The 3,296-nt window shown below is 67.4% G+C and carries 2 protein-coding genes; both read left to right on the forward strand.

All coding sequences use genetic code 11. The features are described from left to right. Positions 1–778, forward strand: a 778-nt coding sequence (locus tag JOZ76_RS08665; RefSeq protein WP_291698211.1) for a PD-(D/E)XK nuclease family protein, incomplete at its 5' end; no start/stop codon positions are given. After that, positions 772–3,296 (forward strand): double-strand break repair helicase AddA (gene addA / locus JOZ76_RS08670; protein ID WP_291698212.1); only part of this gene is annotated, 2,525 nt, incomplete at its 3' end. The genes JOZ76_RS08665 and addA, both read left to right, overlap by 7 nt.

Raw genomic sequence — 3,296 nt, forward strand, 5'->3', positions numbered from 1 at the left:
CGACCCCGTCGACATGCCGCTCTCCGCCGCCGACCGCGGTTCGGCGATTCACGACGCGATCGGCGAGTTCACCGAAAACTTTGCCAGCGCACTTCCCGATGATCCGGTGCGCGTCCTGCGCGGCATCGGCGAAAAGCATTTCGCACCGCTGATGGAGCGGCCAGAGGCGCGGGCGCTGTGGTGGCCGCGCTTCCAGCGGATCGCCGGCTGGTTCGCCGAATGGGAGCGCGCGCGCCGCGACGGCATCGATGCCATCTTCGCCGAAACTCCCGGCGAGCTCGCGTTTCCGATCGACAACGAACGTACCTTCGTGCTGGTCGCCCGCGCCGACCGCATCGAGCGGCGCCGCGACGGCAGCTTTGCCATTCTCGACTACAAGACTGGCCAGCCACCGACCGGAAAGCAGGTGCGGATGGGATTGGCGCCGCAGCTCTCGCTGGAGGCTGCGATCTTGCGCGAGGGCGGCTTTGCCGGAATCGCGGCGGGGTCATCGGTCGGCGAACTCGTCTATGTCCGCCTCTCCGGCAACAATCCGCCGGGCGAGCAGCGCAAGCTGGAACTGAAGATCAACCAGCGCGACGCACCGCAGCCGCCCGACGAGGCGGCGAGCGAGGCGCGGCGCAAGCTGGAAGCCTTGATCCGCAGCTTTGAGAACGAGGACCAGGCCTACACTTCCCTGAACCTGCCGATGTGGGCCAACCGCTACGGCACCTATGACGACCTCGCGCGAATCAAGGAATGGTCCGCGGCCGGCGGGCTGGGGCTGGAAGAATGGTGAAAGCGCAGCGCCCGATTCCACCGGCGGTCCGCGATGCCCAGGCCCGCGCCTCCAACCCCGCGGCGTCGGCGTTCGTCTCGGCGAATGCCGGCTCGGGCAAGACCCATGTGCTGGTGCAGCGGGTGATCCGCCTGCTGCTCGACGGCGTGCCGCCGCAAAAGATCCTCTGCATCACCTTCACCAAGGCCGCCGCGGCCAACATGGCCGAGCGCGTCTTCACCATGCTCGGCCACTGGGTGACGCTGGACAACACCGCGCTTGATGCCGCAATCCGCGAGATCGGTATCCCGCATGTCGATCCCCACCTGCGCAAGGCGGCGCGAAAGCTGTTCGCCGCAGCGCTGGAGACGCCGGGCGGCCTGAAAGTCCAGACCATCCACGCGCTCTGCACCCGCCTGTTGCAGCAATTCCCCTTCGAAGCGAACGTGCCCGCGCGCTTTGCCGTGCTCGACGATCGCGATCAGACCGAGATGATGGAGCGCGCCAATCTTGCGGTGCTGCTCGCCGCCTCCCGCGATCCCGAGAGCCCGACCGGGCGGGCGCTCTTGACGGCGATGGCGAGCGCGGCCGACGTCACCTTCAAGGACGTGGTGCGCGAGGCCTGCCTCAGCCGCGATCATTTCATGGCCTGGACGGATGCGGCCGGCAGCGTCGATGCGGCTGCCGCGGAGCTCTCGGCGGCGCTCGGCGTCCGCGGCGATGACCGCATCGAAGAGGTCGAGCGCGAGATTCTGGATGGGCCGCATCTGCCGCGCAGGCGCTGGCTGGAGATCGCGGCGGCGCTCGAAAGCGGCGCCAAATCGGACGTAGACCAGGCCAGCAGGCTGCAAGGCGCGCTTGTCTTCAGCGGCAGCGCGCAGGTCGACGAATATCTCTGCGTGTTCCTCACCGATGAGAAAGCGCCGCGCAAGTCGATCCTGACCAAGAAATTCTGCGACAACAACCCCTCGGTCGCACGGCTGTTCGAGATGGAATGGGTCCGCCTTTCGCCGCTGATCGAAAGGCGCCGGGCCGTGGTCGCTCGCGACCGCACCGCGGCGCTGCTGCACATTGCGACCGCGGCGGCGGCAAACTACCGGCGCGAGAAGGAGGAGCGCGGGCTTTTGGACTATGACGACCTGATCGACCGCACGCTTGCGATGCTCGATCGGGTCTCCTCGGGCTGGGTGCATTACAAGCTCGACCAGGGCGTCGACCACCTGCTGATCGACGAGGCGCAGGACACCAGCCCCCGGCAATGGGACATTGTGTTCCACCTGATTTCCGAATTCACCGCGGGCGCCGGCGCGCGCGATGGCCTGGTGCGCACCGTCTTTGCAGTCGGTGACGAGAAGCAGTCGATCTTCTCGTTCCAGGGCGCCGAGCCGCACCAGTTCGACCTGCGCCGGCGGGAGTTGCAGCGGCGTTTTCAGGAGGCTGGCCTCACCTTCGATCCCGTCGCCTTCACCTATTCGTTCCGGTCGGGCGCGGCGATCCTGCATTCGGTCGACCGCGTCTTTCGCGAGCAAGGGATCTACAGCAGCATCCATTCGCCCGACATCGGCTACCCGATCCACCACGCGCTGGCCGACGCGGGACCCGGCTTGATCGAGCTGTGGAGCCTTGCCGAAGCCGACGACCGCAAGGAGATCGAGGGCTGGCGCGCGCCGTTCGACGGCGTCGCGGTGACGAGCCCGGAGGTCAAGCTGGCGCGGCGCGTCCAGGCCGAGATCAAGCGGCTGATCGACCAGGGCACCATGACCGGTCATGCCGGCGGCCGGCGCCGGCTGGGCTATGGCGACGTCCTCATCCTGGTGCGCCGGCGCGGCAACCTGTTCGACGCTGTGATCCAGGTACTCAAGCATGCCGGCGTTCCGGTCGCCGGCGCCGACCGGCTGAAACTGACCGAGCACATTGCGATCATCGATCTGATGAACCTCGCGGACGCGCTGCTGCTGCCGCAGGATGACCTTGCGCTCGCGGTGGCGCTCAAGAGCCCGCTGTTCGGCCTCACCGACGACGACCTGTTTGCGCTGGCTTGGCAGCGCAAGGGGTCCTTGCGCGAAGCGCTCCGGACCCACGCCGCGACGAAGGAGACATTTGAGGCCGCGCATCATCGCCTGGAGCGTTTTGAGCGCCGCTTCGCGCACGAGACGCCGTTTGCGTTTTACGCATGGCTGCTCGGCGCCGATGGCGGCCGCGCGCGGATCCTGAAGCGGCTGGGCCATGAGGCCAATGACGCGCTCGACGAGTTTTTGGAGCTTGCGCTGAATCATGAGCGCAAGGCGCCGGCCTCGCTGCAGGGTTTTATGGCCTGGCTGCGCGCGGCCGACACCGAGGTCAAGCGCGACATGGAGATCTCGCGCGACGAGGTCCGCGTCATGACCGTCCACGGCGCCAAGGGGCTGGAGGCGGCCGTCGTGTTCATTGTCGACACGACGTCATCGCCCGCCGACACGCAGCGGCTGAGACTGATCCAGCTGCCGCAAGACGATGGTCGCGAGGTGGTGGTCTGGGCCGGCAAGAAGTCCGATGATCC

This window comes from Bradyrhizobium sp., from assembly GCF_019244115.1.
Lineage (GTDB): Bacteria > Pseudomonadota > Alphaproteobacteria > Rhizobiales > Xanthobacteraceae > Bradyrhizobium.